Source organism: Desulfuromonas carbonis, assembly GCF_054658035.1.
Map to the genome: position 1 here is coordinate 928462 of NZ_BAAHXR010000002.1, position 16864 is coordinate 945325.

Annotated in this window: 16 protein-coding genes, 1 pseudogene and 1 riboswitch; of the genes and pseudogenes, 7 read left to right on the forward strand and 10 right to left on the reverse strand. The window is 61.4% G+C overall.

Annotated features, from left to right (window positions below):
- Positions 1-19 precede the first annotated feature (19 nt).
- Both ACYQ8E_RS06705 and ACYQ8E_RS06710 read right to left on the reverse strand, forming a co-directional pair.
- A complete protein-coding gene (locus tag ACYQ8E_RS06705) occupies positions 20-712 on the reverse strand; it encodes a lipid-binding SYLF domain-containing protein (RefSeq protein ID WP_066727765.1) in 693 nt (230 codons plus the stop codon).
- Between the two features lie 42 nt (positions 713-754).
- Positions 755-1186, reverse strand: a complete 432-nt coding sequence (locus ACYQ8E_RS06710; protein ID WP_066727766.1) for a response regulator — start codon at positions 1184-1186, stop codon at positions 755-757.
- 182 nt (positions 1187-1368) lie between these two features.
- Between ACYQ8E_RS06710 and ACYQ8E_RS06715 the strand changes: the two genes are divergently transcribed.
- Positions 1369-2736 carry an OmpA family protein gene (locus ACYQ8E_RS06715; protein ID WP_459860463.1) on the forward strand — a complete coding sequence of 456 codons (1368 nt, stop codon included), beginning with the start codon at positions 1369-1371 and terminating at the stop codon, positions 2734-2736.
- A gap of 77 nt (positions 2737-2813) precedes the next feature.
- Here the strand turns inward: ACYQ8E_RS06715 and ACYQ8E_RS06720 are convergent, their stop codons facing one another.
- The 6 genes from ACYQ8E_RS06720 to pgi form a co-directional block, all read right to left on the reverse strand.
- The gene (locus ACYQ8E_RS06720; protein WP_066727768.1) at positions 2814-5135 is read right to left on the reverse strand and encodes a hypothetical protein; all 2322 of its coding nucleotides are present in this window, start codon (positions 5133-5135) and stop codon (positions 2814-2816) included.
- Between the two features lie 71 nt (positions 5136-5206).
- Positions 5207-5281: riboswitch (cyclic di-GMP riboswitch) on the reverse strand.
- A gap of 177 nt (positions 5282-5458) precedes the next feature.
- Positions 5459-6088, reverse strand: coding sequence for a tRNA (mnm(5)s(2)U34)-methyltransferase (locus ACYQ8E_RS06725; protein ID WP_066727769.1), 630 nt, complete (start codon positions 6086-6088; stop codon positions 5459-5461).
- 13 nt (positions 6089-6101) lie between these two features.
- Entirely contained in the window at positions 6102-6551 is a 450-nt protein-coding gene (locus ACYQ8E_RS06730; RefSeq protein WP_066727770.1) for a tellurite resistance TerB family protein, read from the reverse strand.
- A 5-nt stretch (positions 6552-6556) separates the two neighbouring features.
- Complete coding sequence (locus ACYQ8E_RS06735) at positions 6557-6889, reverse strand: DUF190 domain-containing protein (protein WP_066727771.1); 333 nt, start codon at positions 6887-6889, stop codon at positions 6557-6559.
- A gap of 8 nt (positions 6890-6897) precedes the next feature.
- Entirely contained in the window at positions 6898-7269 is a 372-nt protein-coding gene (gene crcB, locus ACYQ8E_RS06740) for a fluoride efflux transporter CrcB (RefSeq protein ID WP_066727772.1), read from the reverse strand.
- A gap of 97 nt (positions 7270-7366) precedes the next feature.
- Entirely contained in the window at positions 7367-9007 is a 1641-nt protein-coding gene (gene pgi, locus ACYQ8E_RS06745; RefSeq protein WP_066727773.1) for a glucose-6-phosphate isomerase, read from the reverse strand.
- A 194-nt stretch (positions 9008-9201) separates the two neighbouring features.
- Between pgi and rpoH the strand changes: the two genes are divergently transcribed.
- Positions 9202-10044 carry an RNA polymerase sigma factor RpoH gene (gene rpoH / locus ACYQ8E_RS06750; protein ID WP_066727774.1) on the forward strand — a complete coding sequence of 281 codons (843 nt, stop codon included), beginning with the start codon at positions 9202-9204 and terminating at the stop codon, positions 10042-10044.
- A gap of 469 nt (positions 10045-10513) precedes the next feature.
- On the opposite strand, the gene ACYQ8E_RS06755 is transcribed toward rpoH, so the two are convergent.
- A complete protein-coding gene (locus tag ACYQ8E_RS06755; protein WP_066727775.1) occupies positions 10514-10816 on the reverse strand; it encodes a hypothetical protein in 303 nt (100 codons plus the stop codon).
- Between the two features lie 200 nt (positions 10817-11016).
- On the opposite strand from ACYQ8E_RS06755, the gene ACYQ8E_RS06760 reads away from it, so the two are divergent.
- The 5 genes and pseudogenes from ACYQ8E_RS06760 (at position 11017) to ACYQ8E_RS06780 (ending at position 14867) form a co-directional block, all read left to right on the forward strand.
- On the forward strand, positions 11017-11514 hold the full coding sequence (locus ACYQ8E_RS06760; RefSeq protein WP_459860466.1) for a hypothetical protein: 498 nt from the start codon (positions 11017-11019) through the stop codon (positions 11512-11514).
- Positions 11515-11625: 111 nt separating this feature from the next.
- Positions 11626-12726, forward strand: a pseudogene (locus tag ACYQ8E_RS06765) (IS4 family transposase); the annotation flags it as partial.
- 952 nt (positions 12727-13678) lie between these two features.
- A complete protein-coding gene (locus ACYQ8E_RS06770; protein WP_066727779.1) occupies positions 13679-14065 on the forward strand; it encodes a HEPN domain-containing protein in 387 nt (128 codons plus the stop codon).
- On the forward strand, positions 14038-14358 hold the full coding sequence (locus ACYQ8E_RS06775; RefSeq protein ID WP_066727780.1) for a nucleotidyltransferase domain-containing protein: 321 nt from the start codon (positions 14038-14040) through the stop codon (positions 14356-14358). Before ACYQ8E_RS06770 ends, ACYQ8E_RS06775 begins: the two co-directional genes overlap by 28 nt.
- Positions 14359-14639: 281 nt before the next feature.
- A complete protein-coding gene (locus ACYQ8E_RS06780) occupies positions 14640-14867 on the forward strand; it encodes a hypothetical protein (RefSeq protein WP_066727781.1) in 228 nt (75 codons plus the stop codon).
- 269 nt (positions 14868-15136) lie between these two features.
- Here the strand turns inward: ACYQ8E_RS06780 and ACYQ8E_RS06785 are convergent, their stop codons facing one another.
- Positions 15137-16741 (reverse strand): phytoene desaturase family protein, encoded by a 1605-nt coding sequence (locus ACYQ8E_RS06785; protein WP_066727782.1) that lies wholly within the window; start codon positions 16739-16741, stop codon positions 15137-15139.
- Positions 16742-16864: the final 123 nt, after the last annotated feature.

The window sequence follows — 16864 nt, forward strand, 5'->3', positions numbered from 1 at the left end:
AGGGGGTGGCGGCATGAGTTCAGGGCTGTCCCGAGTACTGGCGCAATTTCTCCCTGAAGCGCCCGATCTCGGGCGTCTCGCGACTGGCATTGCCGTTGATGATGCTGCGCGGCGAGAGGTAGCGGGCGCCGTAGTAGTCCGCGTTGACCGGGTCATCGATCTGCAGCACCGACCCTTCCAGCGCCACCCCGGCAAAGAGCCCGCGGCTGCGGGAATAAGAATAGATTTCGGCACGCAGCGTGGTGTCGGTCGCGCCGGACATGTTCCGGCCCACCGGACCGGCCGCCACCGCGGCGTCGGCGCCGAGGGTGACCTTGCCGCTGAGAATGCCGTTGACGCTGCGCGGCGACTTGAAGACGAGAATGACATCGGTCGCCTGGGCGCCGATCTGCCAGCCAAGGCTGCCGCCGGTGAGGGAGATGAAGATCGGGTCGCTCCAGCTCCCCTGCTCGTTGCGCAGCGACAGGATCCCCTTGCCAAAGCGCCCCCCGACCATCAGGCCGACCTTGAGAACGTTGGGGATGACCGCAATCCCGGCCGCATTGGCAAGCAGGTTGGCGGGCATCCCCTTTTCCGGGATCAGCATGATCTCGTCGAGAATAATGGACGCCAGCTCGATCCGCTCCCGTTCTTCGTTGGGCGCTGCATATGCAGCCGGAAAGCTCGTCTGCAGGATCATGACAGCAAGAACAGTGGTCAGAGAAAAGCGCATATCAACAAATCTCCTGTCAGGCAAGGGGAAGGAGGATAGGCATTAGGGTGCGGGAAGGGGAGCGAGCTGCCGCTCCGGGTTGATGCCCGCCTCCCGTTCCCCAATCCAGGTCAGGAGTTCATCCAGGGCGAGGGGCTTGTCGAAGATCCGGCAACCGAGGCGCTGCGCCTCGAGGCGCTGGGCATCGGTCCAGGCCCCGGAGATCAGCGCCTTGTTGACCGCCGCCCCCTTGCATCCCTGCTCGGCCTGGCGGCGGATGAATTCCAGTCCGGTCATGCGCGGCATCCGATTATCGCTGATCAGCAGATCACCGCAGGGGTACTGCTGGGAACAGGAGCAGTCATCCCTGCTGTAGAGGGGGCAGGCCAAAGGGTCGGGAAAGGCGAGAACTTCGTGCCCGAGTTGCTCGATGGAGCGAAGCAGCAACTCCCGGGCAAGGGGGTCATCTTCGAAGATGATGATGCGCAGCCGCATTGGGTTCCTCCCAGGCAAATTCAACGTTACTACAATAGCAGGAAAAATGACCGAAGGAAGCCCCTCTGCCGCCGGGGCCCCAGAAACGTGACCGATTGTCAGGGAACTAAATTCTGTTAGAGTCTTCAAACTGGACCGACGCTGAATGGTAGTCCCTTCCTCTAGCAAGGAGCATAATATCTATGAATCGAATGACCAGTACCATTTTTGGAATTTTCCTGATTTTAATCCTGGCAGTTCCGGCACTGGCAGCCAACCAGGGAGGAACCTATACCCTGACACCGCTGGTCGGAGGCTATCTCTTTGAAGGGCAGCAGAATGTCGAGCGCAATGCGCCGACCCTGGGGCTCGCCCTCGGTTACAACTTCGACCGGAATCTCGGCACCGAGGCCACCTTGCAGTATATCAATGCCAACACCAACCGGGGCGGGGGCAAGGATATCAATGGCTACCTCTACCGGATCGATGGAATCTACCACTTCTTCCCGGGGAATATGGTCGTCCCCTACCTGGCTGCCGGCTTCGGCGGCCTGACTCTCAACCCGTATTTCAACGAGGAGGAAACCAACGGACTGTTCGACTGGGGCGGCGGACTCAAGATCTACGGCAGCGACAACCTGGCACTGCGCCTCGACGTCCGTCACCTGCTGGTTTTCGACCACCCGGAAAACAACCTCGCCTATACGGCCGGCTTAATGTACCAGTTCGGTGGTGCGCAGCCAGCACCGGCGAAAGTCGTTCCCCCGGCCGACAGTGATGGCGACGGGATCCTGGATTCTGAGGACAAATGCCCCGGGACCCCGGCGGGGGTTCGGGTTGACAAGACCGGCTGTCGCCCCGACAGCGATGGCGACGGCGTCTTCGACGATCTGGACAAGTGCCCCGGGACTCCAGCCGGCGTCCGGGTTGATACCGCCGGCTGTCGCCCCGACAGTGATGGCGACGGTGTTTTCGACGATCTGGACAAGTGCCCGGGGACCCCGGCCGGCGTCCGGGTTGATACCGCCGGCTGTCGCCCCGACAGCGATGGCGACGGTGTTTTTGACGATCTGGACAAGTGTCCCGGAACCCAGGCGGGAATCCCCGTCGACCAGAACGGTTGCCGCCCCGACAGTGACGGCGACGGCGTCTTCGACGATCTGGACAAGTGCCCGGAAACCCCGGCCGGCGAACTGGTCGACAAGACCGGTTGCACCCTGAAACTGACCCTGCACATCAAATTCGATTCCAACAAAACGGAGATCAAACCGGAATTCAAGGACGATATCAGCCGCACAGCGGCTTTCATCCGCGCCAATCCGAATGTTCCCTACTTTGTCATTGCCGGCTACACCGATTCCATGGGGGATGCCACCTACAACCAGCGACTCTCTGAACGCAGGGCCGCCGAAGTGCGCGATGCCCTGATCCGCGATTACGGTTTGAGCCCGGACAAGATTCACGCCCGCGGTTATGGTGAAACCAAGCCGGTGGCCAGCAACGAAACCGCGGCAGGACGTTATGAGAACCGGCGGGTGGAGATCATCTGCTGCGCGGTTCTGCCGCAGTAGCCGGTTTCGAACCTGCCTGAAATAACCAGGGGGGCGGTGACACCGCCCCCCTGGTCTTGCCTGAAGTTCCGAACCATTCAGAATCCCTGGACCTGCCCGGCCGGCGCCACAAAGACAGGAATAGCCGTCAAAAGCTTCCCCCGTTCCTGCGGGGATTCGCCAAGGTCCAACCGTTCCATCTCCAGACCGGCCACCTGCAGAAAGGTCAAGGCGGCCCTGGTCAGGGCGTGCCAGCCCTCCTTGCCGACCGGTTCACGCGCCGGGCGATACACGAGGGTGCGCTGACTGCTGCCAAGCCGAAAGACGACCTGCAGCGTCGGCACCCCGCCACGGCGCCAGCCAATGATCCAGGCCGATGCGTACTGGTTGGGAAAACCCTCCAGGGAGAGCTGGGTCTGGTTGATCGATTGCCAGACTTCGAGAAGATCCGTCGCCGGGTTACAAGCGATTCCATCTTGATCGAGATCGGCAATAAAGGGAGCACCGGAGACAGCGGTGCGCTGGCGCCGGGGCGGCGCCGCCGATGGCGGTGGCGGCGCCGGTTTCTCCTGCAGGGGAAACCTTGGCAAGGTTTCCTTCCCCGGCTCCGCTCCACCCCCCTTTCGCGCGGTTTCCTGTCGCTGCAGGAGAGCCAGCCGTTCTTCGGCCAGGGTCTTGGCGGCGAGCAGTGCTTCGCGGTCGCGCCGCTCCCGTTCTGCTTTTTCGACCGCCATTTTGGCCACCCGTTCCAGCTCCGCGGCCTGCTGCTCCAGACGTGCTTTCTCGGCGCTCAACCACTCCTGGTCGAGCCCCTTGGCCCGGGTCTCTTCCCGGGCGGCGGCTGCTGCCGCCGCCAAAGCGGCCGCCTGGCGCTCCAGCGCCGCCTTCTCGGCGACAAGGCGCGCCTTTTCCGCCAGCAGGATTTCCCGCTCCCGCTGTTCGATGGCGAGACGCTCCCGGGCTTCGCGTTCGGTCTGGGCCATCGCGTCGGCCTGACGGGCCACAGCGGCGAGTTGGGCCGCCCGTTCTTCCAGGGCCGCCTTCTCGGCAGCCAGCCGTTCCCGTTCCGCCCGCTCCCGCGCGAGGGTGTCGCGGGCAGCCGCCTCGGCAGCGGCACGGGCGGCGTTCTGGCGAACCTGCTCCCCGAGTTCCCGCAGGCGCTCTTCCGCTTCGGCTTTCTCCCGGACCAGCTCTGCGCGCAACTTCCGCTCCAGGTCCAGGCGCTCCTCCACCTGCTGCAGGTTGGCGGCCATGATCCCCGCCTGCTCCTCGGCCGCCCGCTTTTCCGCCGCCAACCGGTCACGCTCGCTGCGATCCCGATCGGCCCGGGCGACAGCGGCGGCGACTTCTTCGGCAAGGCGGCTGGCGCGCGCTTCGGCCGCGGCCTTCTCCCGGTTCAGGCTTTCCTTGTCCCGTTCAGCGGCCTGCTCTGCCTGCTGGGCAGCACGGGCCAGGGCTTCCGCCTCGGCCTGGCGGGCCTGCAAGCGGGCCACTTCTTCCTGCTCGCTGCGGGCCTTGCGCGCGGCCTGGCGCACCGCCTTGGTCAGGGCGACCGTGCGCTCTTCCAGCGCACTCTTCTCCGCGGCCAGGCGCTCGCGTTCTGTGCGTTCCGCTGCGATCAGCTCGGCCGCCTGCCGGCTTGCAATTGCCAGCTCGGCAATTTCCTGTTCCGCCCCATTCAGTTCTCCGGCCCCACTTCCGCTTTCGGCAATCGCGGTCGACGGCAGGGGAACGTTAACCTCCGGCGCGGCGGACGGGGCGGGAACCTCTTCCGCCCCAGGCGGAAGATCCTGCTCCTCCGGACGGCCATTGAAGAGATGCCCGATCCGGGTCAACAAGGCGTCGCCGCGGCGCTGCTCCTCCAGTCTGCGCAACGCGGCCCGGGTCAGGCCGAGACGCTCCTTGCGCGCCAGATCGAGGGCAGCGCGCCGGGCCGGAGAAAGATCGCTCTCGCCGGCCGGAGCATTCTCTTCATTGGCTTCGGCCTGCCACTTGAGTTCGGCCTGCAGGGCGGCGTGCTGCTCCAGGGCCCGCTGGGCAGTTTCCGGCGATGCGATGACCGGGATATCGCGAATGACCACTTCCCGCATTGCTGCGCCGTACTTGAGATTGACCGGTTCGAGGTGAAAGCCGTGGGCGGAAAAGCGGGCGAAAGCGCGCTGCAGCAAAGTATCGGGGGGCAATTCCGGCTGCTGGGCCTCCCGCACCTGGAAGACCAGTCCGCGTTTGAGCTCCCTGCTGTAGAGGGCGGCGAAGACCTGTTGGCGACCGCCGCTGCCGGTGACGACGACGAACCCCTGGAGTTGGGGGAGGTCCGGCCGGGCGCCACGCAATGGCTGGGGCGCCGCTGACCGATAGACGGCCACCACATCGGCGGTCTCGACCACGATCCAGTTTGCGTCCTGATGCAGCTCGAACATGCCAGCTCCTGCTCCTCGGAACCCGGCCTCCCGCAAAGAGGAAAGGCCGGAGCGAAAAATATCGACGATATTTCGGCATCCCGGCCATCTCAAAGAGACCCTGGGCTTTCCGCCCCATCCTCACGGATGGTTTAGTCTTGTCGGCTACCGTCCAGTGAATCGCTGGTAAAAAATGGGTCCAAACAATATTAGCAAGGTACATGCCGAGGCAGGCACGACCTGGCGATGGGACGATATGCCCCACAAATTAGGGCTGAATCCAAAACGGACATGGAATTACCGTCATATGGCGATGACGAAATCCGGTCCTTTCGCAGCCCGGATTATGCAGCTCCACCCCCGCGCCGCGCTGCCAGCACCAGAAACGGGGCATGCACGCGGTTAGGCACGCGCAGCTGCAGGGTCTCCCAGTGCTGAGGGGGGAGGGCCGCGAACCACCCTTCGACCACCGCGGCCTCTTCCCCCCCGCCGGGATGCCCCGGGTAGCCAGCAACCAGCAGCCTGCCGCCGGGCAGCAGATGCCGCTCCGCCCCCTGCAGGGCGGCGAGGGTCGTTTCCGGCCGGGTAACGAGCTCCCGGTTCCCCCCGGGGTGGAACCCGAGATTGGCAAAGATGACCTGCGGTGCGGCCGGGAGGAATTCACCGAATCGGCTATGGCAGGCGGCGACCGGGTAGACGCCGGGTTCGGGGCCAGCCGGTTCGCCGAGCTTCCGGGATGAATGGACCGGAGCGCCGGCAGATTCGAGGCGGGCGACAGTTTCTGCCAGGGCCGCAGTTTGAATGTCGAAGCTGAGGACCCGGCCGCTGGGGGCTACCTGCTGCCAGAGAAAAAGGGTATCGCGACCGCAGCCGGCAGTGAGGTCAACGGCCAGGTCGCCGGCGGTGAGACAGTCGCCGACCAACGAGTGGGCCCAGGCGACGATTCGGGTCAGTGGCGGGACGGGCAGGGGCACGGGGGGGGAGGCCTCAGGGACGTCCCTGCTCGCCGAGGACCCGGAGTTTCAGGTCGATGGCCTGGCGCGGCGAGAGGCGGAGCAGGCCGGCGAGCTGGCGCGCCAGGGCATCCTCGTACTTGTCGAGAACCCCGTCGGCATAGATGATCCGCCACAGAGTCTCCATGATCGCCAGTTTCTCCTCCAGGCTGCAGACGGCGTTGATTTCACGGGCGAACTGGAAGAGGTCGGCGCTCTCGCGGCGGGCCTGGCGAGCGTTGGCGAGCAACCCGTCGAGGGCGGCCGAATCGAGCTGAAAATGCTGCTGCAGGTGGGTGCGCAGCAACGCCTCCTCGGCGGGATCAAAGCTGCGGTCGGCGTAAGCCATCTCCAGCAGCAGGGCACAGGTGGCGATTTGCAGTTTATCGGCGCTCCGCTCCTCGCTAGCGGCCGAGGTCAGGAGGCGACGCAGGTGATTGAGCATCAAAATTACTCCGAGTAGCGAATGACGTGGGCCTTCTCCAGGGTGACAAGCCCCCCCTTGAGCATGGTGTCGAGCCGGGGCAGCAGACAGTCGATCTTTTCGCGGCTGTCGACCACCTCGACCACCACTGGCAGGTCGCTGGAGAGCCGCAGCAGCTTGTCGCTGTGCACGACGCTGGCGGCGCCGAAGCCCGCCGCCCCTTTAAGGACCGTGGCGCCGGCGAACCCTTCACTCCGCAGCAGATCAAGCAGCGCCTCGTAGAGGGGGCGATGTTCGAAACGGTCGCTTTCGCCGATGAAGATCCGCATCAGGGTCTGCTCCCCTTCCAGTTTGCGCATGGCTCCTCCTAGAGTTGGCGGGCGACGAAGATTCCGGCGGCGGCAAATGTGAGACAGACGATCATATTGAGCAGGATATTGGTACCGGCCTGCCAGAAACTCCCCTCCTCGAACAGCCGCACGGTCTCGTAGGAAAAGGTCGAAAAGGTGGTAAAGCCTCCCATGAAACCGACGCTGATTCCCACTCGCACCGCGGGAGAGAAGAAGGTGCTGCGCAGGCTCCCTTCCATCAGCAGCCCGAGCAGGAAGGAGCCGACGACGTTGACGACCAGGGTGCCATAGGGGAGAGTCCGCCCGCAAAGGGCGTAGGTCCAGCCGGAGACGAGATAGCGGGCCAGACAGCCGCAGGCGCCGAAAAGACCGATATAGATGAGCTGCATGGCAGATCCCGCACGGTTGGAGAGGAAAAAGACCCGCGTATTATGTTGCCGCCGCCGGGTGGCTGTCAACCATGGGGAAGCGCAACCTGTCGGCGCCCTACCCTTGCGCCCAGCTGCGGCAGCGCCGGATCAAAGCATTGGTGGAGGGATCGTGCCCCGGTTCCGCCGCTCCAGACCCCTCCAGATCGGGCAGGATCTTCCCAGCGAGCTGTTTGCCGAGTTCCACCCCCCACTGGTCGAAGGAGTTGATCTGCCAGATCACCCCCTGGACGAAGACGCTGTGCTCGTAAAGGGCCACCAGCCGGCCGAGCATCGCCGGGGTCAAGGCCGCGCCGAGGATGGTGGTGGTCGGCCGGTTGCCGGGAAAGCTGCGGTGCGGAATCAGTTCCGCGGCGACCCCCTCGGCACGAAGCTCGGCGCCGGTCTTGCCGAAAGCGAGGGCGGCGCTCTGCGCCAGCAGGTTGGCCAGCAGCAGCGCCTGATGGCGGCCGAGGTCGTGGCGGGGCCGGGCGAAGCCGATGAAATCGCAGGGAATAATCTCGGTCCCCTGGTGGAGGAGCTGGTAGAAGGAGTGCTGGCCGTTGGTTCCCGGCTCGCCGAAATAGACCGGACCGGTAGCGCAGTCGACGGGGCGGCCATCGCGGGTCACCGACTTGCCGTTCGACTCCATGGTCAGCTGCTGCAGGTAGGCCGGAAAACGTTTCAGATACTGGTCGTAGGGGAGGATCGCAACACTCCGGGCACCGCAGAAGTCGACGTTCCAGACCGTCAGCAGGCCGTGCAGCACCGGCAGGTTGGCGGCGAAGGGGGCGCTGCGGAAGTGCTCATCCATGCTGCGGAAGCCGGCGAGAAATTCCCGGAAGCGGTCGGCGCCGATCGCCAGCATGGTGGAAAGGCCGATCGCGGAATCGATCGAATAACGTCCGCCGACCCAGTCCCAGAAACCGAACATGTTGGCGGTATCGATGCCGAAGGCGGCGACCTTTTCGGCATGGGTCGAAACGGCGACGAAGTGGCGGGCGACCGCCTCCTCGGCACCGAGCCCGGCCAGCAGCCAATCGCGCGCGGTATGGGCGTTGGCCATCGTCTCCTGGGTGGTGAAGGTCTTCGAGGCAACGATAAAGAGGGTTTCCGCCGGGTCGAGGCCGGTGGTCGCCTCGACAAAATCGCTGGCATCGACGTTGGAGACGAAACGGAAGACGAGGTCGCGCCGGCTGAAGGAGCGCAGCGCTTCGTAGGCCATCACCGGGCCGAGGTCGGACCCCCCGATGCCGATATTGACGATATTGCGGATCGGCCGGCCGCTGTAACCGCGCCACTGGCCGCTGCGCACCTGTCCGGAAAATTCCGCCATCCGGTCGAGCACGGCATGGACTTCGGGGATCACGTTGACCCCATCGACGACGATGGTGGCGGCGCGGTTTGCCCGCAGGGCGACATGCAGGACCGCCCGCTGCTCCGTACTGTTGAGCATCTCACCGCGGAACATCGCTTCGATCCGTTCCCCCAGACCGCACGCCACGGCAAGCTCTACCAGCAGTTGCAGGGTCTGGTCGGTGATGCGCTGCTTGGAGAAGTCGAAGTAGAGCCCGGCGGCCTCGACGGCAAGGCGCTCGGCACGGGCCGGGTCGGCCTCGAAGAGCTGGCGCAGATGCTGGCCGCGGAGGGTTTCGGCATGGGCCGCAAGGGCTCGCCAGGCCGGCAGTTCAGTGTGGGAAATAGAGGGTTCCGGGGTCATGGTGCCTCCTGATGGCGGATATCGTAATTGGCTGTTTACTCTACCAGAGACCCGGCGGCATTTCGAGCTGGAAAGCACCCCGCCGGCCTGCTGACGCCGCCGCTTGCATTAAAGCAACTGATTTGCTATATTTGGCACTCTAAAGGACAGAGTGCCAATCTATTGTATTAACAGCGATATCTTGAGGTCAATCGATGAACAGCGCCCTCCTTTCGGTCACTACCGACAGTTTTGAGCACTACATGAGCCAGGTTCACCGCTTCCCCCTTCTCAGCCGCGAGGAGGAGAATCAGCTCGCCCTGCGCTATCGCCGCGATGGCGACCTGGAGGCGGCGCACACCCTGATCTGCGCCAACCTGCGTTTCGTCGTCAAGGTCGCCAACGAATATCGAAACTACGGTATCAAGCTTCTAGACCTGGTCCAGGAAGGGAACATCGGTCTGATGATGGCGGTGAAGAAGTTCGACCCGGAGCGGGGTATCCGCCTGATCTCTTACGCCGTCTGGTGGATTCGGGCCTACATTCAGAACTTCGTCATCCGCAGCTGGTCGCTGGTCCGCATCGGCACCACCCAGGCCCAGCGCAAGCTCTTCTTCAAACTCGGCCAGGCGCGCCAGGCGATCGAGCGCCTGGGCGGCAGCAGCGACGCCGAAGCCCTGGCGCAAGAGCTCACCGTGCGGGCCGATGAAATCGACGAAATGACGGTACGCCTCGCCGGGCGGGATGCCTCTCTCGATGTCGAACTGACCGAAGGGGACGACTACTCCCTCCTCGACACCCTCGCCGACCAGCGCCAGAGCCAGGAGGAACTCCTGATCGAGCGGGAGAGCGAAAGCCGCCTCTCGGCCCGGGTCGGCAAGGCCCTGGCTGTCCTCAACCCGCGCGAGCGGCACATTGTGCAGGACCGCATCCTTGCCGACGACCCCCGCACTTTGCAGGAGTTGGCGGACGATTACGGCATCAGCCGCGAACGGGTCCGGCAGCTGGAAAAGCAGGCGCTGGGCAAGCTCAAAGGGGTGCTGGCGGAGGCGTCGTAGCAGCGGAAAAAACGAGCCAACGGCGCATTTGCAACCGGGGAAGCCGCCCGGGTCGAAAGTTCACCGACTCGGGCGGTTTTTCGTTTTCAGCGATCGCGAGGGGGGAGAACACCAAGCCTGGGTCAATGGGGTCGTACCTTGAAGAGTTGTAGATTTTCAGGATGTTCGAAACTTCAAGGCCCTACTGCCCCCGCCAGTCCGATCACCCGGAGGTGATCGGGCGGCTGGGCTGGTCCGCGGCGCTGGAAGCGGAGTGGCGCGGCTAAGAAGGCAAAATGATTGACAGCCGGCTACGATTTCCGGTATTTAACAAGGGTCTTGATTCCATTGCATTTGTGGAGGGATGATGCCGGGAAGAGGACCAGACCGGGGAACGTTCACGAGCCGCCCGACCGGAGCAGAATCCGGCGGGCGGCTCGTTGTTTTTTCCGCCAGGGTGAGGTGCCGGCAGCGGCCCGGGTCGCCTCTCTCACGACAGGCCATCCAGCGGGCTTTGCACCCCGAGGATATTCTTCTTCGCCTCGTGGCCACGCAAGGTTGTCAGAAAGCAGATGAAGCACCGCAGGGGCAGGCGCCCCTGTTTCACCTGCCACTCCTCATGGGATTTCGCCATCTCCGTCAGAAAGACACTCTTCTGATCCGTCGCCAACGGCTGCGCCAAACCCACCCGGCAATGGCTGTAGGCATTGCCAACCCCGGGACCGTAATAAGGAACACTCTTTTCCTTGACGGTGCCGCTGGTTGCCAGATACCCTCGAAAACCGTTCAGCATAATCCCCCTCCGTTATTCCGCCGCTGCAGCATAACTCCCCCGATTTGGCGAGTTATGTTGCATGCCGTGGAGTTTTTCCTGGCTAATTTTAACAAGATACGCCCCAACCGGGTGGTCCGGTCGGGAATTTCTGGGAAAAGATAGAAGAAACAGAATTACTAATGTTATGCCAATAAAATGAACGATCAAAGGAAATATTGATGGACCCTGCTAAATTCTCGAAAGAACCAACGTTTACCAGTACCGGCCTTAATAGCCCGATAACTGAATTTGCTCTCGGAATAGTGGCCCATAAGGATGGGAAATATTATGCGGATGGTTCAGCAATAATTATTGCTCCATACATTGCGATCACAGCCCAACACGTTATTAACGGGTTCTTTCGTGATTTTGAAGGAAACGATATTGATGCACCACCGAATAGTAAGTTGGCAGGAACCTTTCACCTGCAATTATTTCAAATTTTGGACAGTGGGAAATCCGGGCTGATATGGAATGTAACACAGTTATGGTCTTGTAGCTATACTGATATAGCCATTATGAGACTTACTCCAACTACTAGAGAAGCAGCGGAATACAAATGGCGATTACCGCGAATAGATTTAATTCCTCCAAAGCTTGGCGAAAGAATTTCATGTTTTGGGTATAGGCATCCTAAAATTCAGCAGTGTCCGGTTAGGTTTATGCAATCCGACTGATTGGGTAGAAATAACTGAAAAATCGAGTAGTTATGCGATTTTTCAGTTGACAAACCGTTGGGAGGTCGCGCGGATTTTTCGTAAATACCTGCTTTTAAAGGATTTACGAAAATGCCATTGCTTGCCCGCGTTCACCGTGCCCGGCTCAATGCCCGGTCCCTGACCAGAATGTTGACGCCGCTTACGGCCTCTGTCGACGATGCTCCCGCTCTTGAGGCCCGAGGAAACAGACCCTTGCAGATGACGTTCGAGGATCAGATAAAAATCCTGATCTACTATCACCTCGAAGAACACACTTCGGGGCGGCATCTGCTGCAGGTTCTTGCCCAGCAGGATTTCGCCGCAACACACATCGCGCCACCCCACGGCATCCAGAAAAGCGCCTTCTTCGAGGCCATCAACTCGCGGGGTTTGGAACAGGCGGCCCATGTCTATGAGCACCTTCAAAGACAGGCCACGGCCAAACTCCCTATAGCCAAGGAGATCGACGGCCTGGGGGAGCTGATCGCGGTCGACGGTTCCCTGATTGATGCCACACTCTCCATGATCTGGGCCGACTACCGAGACGAAGTCAAAAAAGCCAAGGTGCACCTGGGCTTCAATATTGGCCAGAGCATTCCGCACAAAATGGTCCTGACCGATGGCAAAGCCGATGAACGGCAACAGGCTGAGCGTCTTGTTGCTCCTGGCCAGACGGGGGTCTACGATCGCGGCTATCAGTGCTACAAGAACTTTGACGACTGGCAGGAGCAAAAGCGCCATTTCGTCTGTCGCATCAAGGCCTCTTCCCGCAAGACAGTGCTGCGAGAGAATCCTGTCGGTCCCGACAGTCACGTCTTTTACGATGCCGTGGTGTTGCTCGGCACCAAGGACATCAACCAGACCGCGCGGGAAGTCCGCGTGGTCGGTTACAGGGCCGACGGCAAAACCTACTGGGTGGCCACTGACCGCTTTGACTTGAGCGCCGAGCAGATCGCCCTGATTTACAAGCTGCGCTGGACGATCGAGTCCTTTTTCGGGTGGTGGAAGCGCCACCTCAAGGTTTACCACCTCATCGCGCGCAGCCCCTACGGCTTGCTGATGCAGATTCTCTCTGGATTGATTACCTATCTGCTGCTGGCCATGTATTGCCATGAGGAGCATGGTGAGAGGGTCAGCATCCGGCGGGTGCGCGAGTTCCGCAACAAAATCCGAAACGAAGCCGCCGAAGATGCGGTGGCTGACGGCTTAACGTCTCCCGGCTTCATTGATTGGGGATTAAGCGCTTGTGCAACTTCTTAACCGGACACTGCTGATGAGAAGTCGTTCTATGTCGAATATGTTTGAACAATCCATTTCTATCCAGGGGCCCCCGACGCTTGTATGGGGGGGGGCAGAGGGGACGTCCCTTTTTATTTTTCTAATTGAGGTGCGCATTGATCGGAATTTCGCGGGGACAGGCCCGGAACTCCTCTTCCGTAACAGATAGTTGCAACCATATTTTGTCACACAGAATCAAGGTCTCATGCCGAACCTCCTTCCCAAGCTCTTCCGCCTTAAAATCGACCGCTTCCATAGCGCCGTCCCGCACAAACCCCTTCTGAGTCCGGGGGATACCTCACTTAATTACGACGGTTGCGCTCCCTGGTAAATGACCGGCTGTGATGACAGCGGCCTCTGGTCCCTCCGCGTTGAATACACCAACCTCGTCACCACCACTTCGTCAAAGCCGGGGGGGGCAGAGGGGACGTCCCTTTTTATTTTTCTAATTGAGGTGCGCATTGATCGGAATTTCGCGGGGACAGGCCCGGAACTCCTCTTCCGTAACAGATAGTTGCAACCATATTTTGTCACACAGAATCAAGGTCTCATGCCGAACCTCCTTCCCAAGCTCTTCCGCCTTAAAATCGACCGCTTCCATAGCGCCGTCCCGCACAAACCCCTTCTGAGTTCGGGGGAAGCCTCACTTAATTTCGACGGCTGCGCTCACGGGTAAATGACCGGCTGTGATGACAGCGACCTCTGGTCCCTCCGCGTTGAATACACCAACCTCGTCACCACCACTTCGTCAAAGCCGGAGAATCTACTCATCTGCTCGCCCGCGCGAAAGACAGAAAGATCACCCTCCCCAGGAATGAAGTTTCCCGCTGGCATTTCAGGTGGTTGGCTGATATAGTCAATTTCCATGGAGACGCGCACCGAGGAATGGCTCCGCCAGTCGGATTATGATCTTGAGACCGCCGAAATCATGTACCAAAGCGGGCGGCAGATCTATGCCGTCTTCATGTGCCATCTGGCCATCGAAAAAGCCCTCAAGGGCCTCCTCTACGATCGACTCCGCGAGATTCCGCCGAAGAGCCACAGCTTGGTGCTGCTGATGACGAAGCTGGAGGAACGGCCTCCCGAATATCTGGGCAAAGTGATCGTCAAGCTCAGCGAAGCAAGCATACCAACCCGGTATCCTGATGATCTTGCCAAAGTGCAGCGGGATTATTCAGCCGACGTGGTTCGAGAGCTCCTGGATCGCAGCAGGGAGGTAGTCGTATGGATAAAAAAGCAGTTGTCACCATAGTTGAGCAGTTCACCCGTGAACTGCAGGCACGCGGCATCCAGCCGCAGCAGGTGATTCTCTACGGCTCCCAAGCTGCCGGCACGGCAACCGAGGCCAGCGATATCGATGTGGTGGTCGTATCGGAGAGCTTTGCCGGGAAGAGTTACTGGGAGCGAATCGAAATCCTGACCGATGCCATCTATGCGGTCTATGCACCGATCGAAGCGGTCGCCATGACGCCGAAGGAGTGGCAGGCGGGTGATTCCATGATCGTCGATTTCGCCGGCAAAGGGGAGGTTCTGTATGCCGCGTAAAGAACCCCCAGCGGGACGTTCCTGATGTGTCACAGGGGTTTGCGAGATGGTATAAGGACATGTCTGTAGGGCTTGGAAAGTTGGAAAATTCTGCTGAGTTTAAAACCTTCCAGGCCCTACTGCCCCCCTGACCCTATTTCCCCATTCTTTGGAATTATCTGCTTAAATTTCCGACAATTTTGGTTATAGTTGAATCATGCCCTGGCACTCGTCGCCGGTGCCGGGGCTTTTTTCATACTCAGATGCACGATTTCGCCGCGGAGGGAGAAAGGTCACACCCCATGGCGCAAATCCTCCACCTGCACTGCCGATACTGCGGCGAGCGGTTAAAGAACCGCTCCCAACCCTACTGTCCCGCCTGCAACCTCTACCTCTGCTACCGGGCCATGCCGATTCTGCTTGGCATGGTGCTGACCGGCCACCTCGCCCCCGACCTGGCCAACGTCGCCTGGGCCCTGGAGAAAATCCCCTCGGGCTACGACGACGACAACGCCCTGATCATGGAATAGACCAGTGGCTATCGGGTGCCCCATTTAAAGGCGCCGGTCAATAGGATAAAAATTTTTCTGGCTTGGAAAGTTGGAAAGTCCTCGTATTTTTCTAATATTCAAAGACCCGACTGCCCTACCTTTGATCGCAGGAACGGCTTGTCCTGGATGCGGAGGTCAATTGGGTCGTACCTTGAAGATTTGAAGATCATCAGGAAGTTCACCTTCAAGGCTTTGACCCAACTGCCCACGGAAGCTTGCGTGTTTCCCCGCCCCCATCCCGGGCAAGCTCAGGGAAGTGTTGGCGGAGGGGTGAGCGGGGGATCATCGAGGAAGCTCTTCAGGGCCTCATAACCGGGCCGGTTCATCTCGTGCAGGACAATCAGGCTGGCGTTGGCCGCCGCTTTGACCGCCATCGGCACGCCGCCGCCGTATTCGCCGCAGTGGCCGCCGAGCAGCAGGCGCTTAACCGGCGTCTGGTGATGGGCGACCCCGGCGCGGATGTTGCGGCCGGTCGGTTTGACACCGGAAAAACTGCCGCGGGCGTTGCCGGTGTAGCGCCAGTAGGTGATCGGCGTGGCCAGCTCCATCACCTCGATATGTTGCCGCAAACCCGGGGCGAAGGCGGCTTCGACCCGTTCAAGCAAGGTGGCGGCAAATTCCTGCTTGAGTGCCCGGTAGGCCGGGCCACGGACCAGCCCTGGTTCCGTTCGCCAGAAATTCTCGTAACCAAAATCGGCACTGCAGTGAATGGTCAGGGTCCCTTTCCCCGGCGGCGCCAGGGAGGGGTCGCGATGGGAGGGGGCAAGGACGACGAGGCTGCAGCGCTGCGGGTCGCCGCTGTTATGCTCGGCCCGCGTCGCATCGCTGCGCATCAGATGCAGGGCCTCTTCGCCGAAACCGAGTGCCGCCGGAGGGCAATCGAGGCCAAGAAAAATGCTGAAGCTGGAGGGGTAGAGGTCGGCCTGCTGCAACGCCTGCTGCAACCGTTGGGGAATCGTCCCTTCCGGCAGCATCCGCTGGTAAAGATGGAGGCTGTCGCAGGCGGCGATGACGTAACGGGCTTTCACTGCCATGCCATCGGCAAGACGCACCCCCGCCGCTGCACCCTGGTCATCGAGCAGAACCTTCTCCACCCTGCGATTGAGCAGCACTTCCGATCCCGCCCCCTCGATCCGCTCGCACAGCCAGGTGGCAATCGCCTGGCTCCCTCCCGGCGGACAGCCCTGGAAGTTGCCGGAAAAAGCCCAGCCAATCGAAACCATCACCGCCATGAGCGAATCATGGCCGGCGAACAGGTCGGCGCCGCCGCTGGCTCCGAAGTAACGCTGCAGCCCCTTTTCGACCGGGGTGCGCAGGTAGCGCAGGATGGGGAGAGACCAGCCGAGCATCTGCAGCCCCCGCAGCGCCCGGTCGACGCCGCTCAGGGTGGCGCCGCCGACGGTGCGGGTGTCGAGCCGTTCCAGACGGCGGCCGAGGCGTTCGCCATCCCGGAACAGGGCACGGATACCACGCTCCGCGCCGGGAAAATCGCGCACCAGCTCGCCGCAGAGCTGGCGCGGATCGCTGGTCAGAAGATAGTCGAAGTGGTCGCTCTTGAAGCGCTGGATACGGTGCAGAGGGGGACACTCGGGGGGGGATGCGCCGAGATGACCGAAGATGGTGCGGACAAAGCCGTTGGGACCGCACTGGTTGAGCCATTCGATGGAACTGCTGAAACGGAAGCCGCGGCGGTCAAAGCCGGCGAGGTAGCCGCCGACCTGGGACTCTGCTTCGAAAACGACCACCCGCAGACCGCTGCGGGCGAGCAGGGCCGCGGCCGTCAATCCACCGACACCGGCGCCGATTACGGCGACATCCATCTTTTCCGGCAGCGGGTCCGTCGATCCTGACATGGCGGCACCTTGGGCTCTGAGGTGATATTTTTACCCGGCAACAGTAGTGGCGGGCGGGGGTAGTTGTCAATCGAATCCGGCACCACCGGCAAGTTCCGGTGCGACTTCTTCCTTCTTGAACTG